The organism is Novosphingobium mangrovisedimenti (genome assembly GCF_025153475.1).
GTDB classification, from domain to species: domain Bacteria; phylum Pseudomonadota; class Alphaproteobacteria; order Sphingomonadales; family Sphingomonadaceae; genus Novosphingobium; species Novosphingobium mangrovi_A.
The window spans coordinates 1-251 of sequence record NZ_JANZXA010000085.1 but is presented as its reverse complement, the minus strand read 5'-3'; the positions used below and the strand labels follow the sequence as shown (position 1 = coordinate 251).

At 61.8% G+C, this 251-nt stretch carries 1 protein-coding gene; it reads right to left on the bottom strand.

The annotated features are described in order from the left end of the window. On the bottom strand, positions 1-218 hold a 218-nt coding region (locus NZK81_RS21580; RefSeq protein WP_260048008.1), incomplete at its 3' end, for an SDR family NAD(P)-dependent oxidoreductase. Between the last annotated feature and the right edge of the window lie 33 nt (positions 219-251).

Below are 251 nucleotides of genomic sequence, written 5' to 3'. Positions count from 1 at the left end.
ACGACCGCCTTTTCGTTGTCGACATAATTGCGGACATCGCCCTCAATCACGACTACTGCGTTGCCATGCCGCGTACGCACCAAGTCGGCCTGGGCGGCATCCCTGACCAGGACGCCAACCTTGGCGCCTTCTTCGATAAAGCGCGCGACGACCGCCTCACCGATCCCGGTGGCGCCGCCGGTTAGCAGCGCCACTTGTCCTTCAAGCCTTGCAGTCACATCGTTCCTCCCGAAGATCGCGGGTTCTCGATC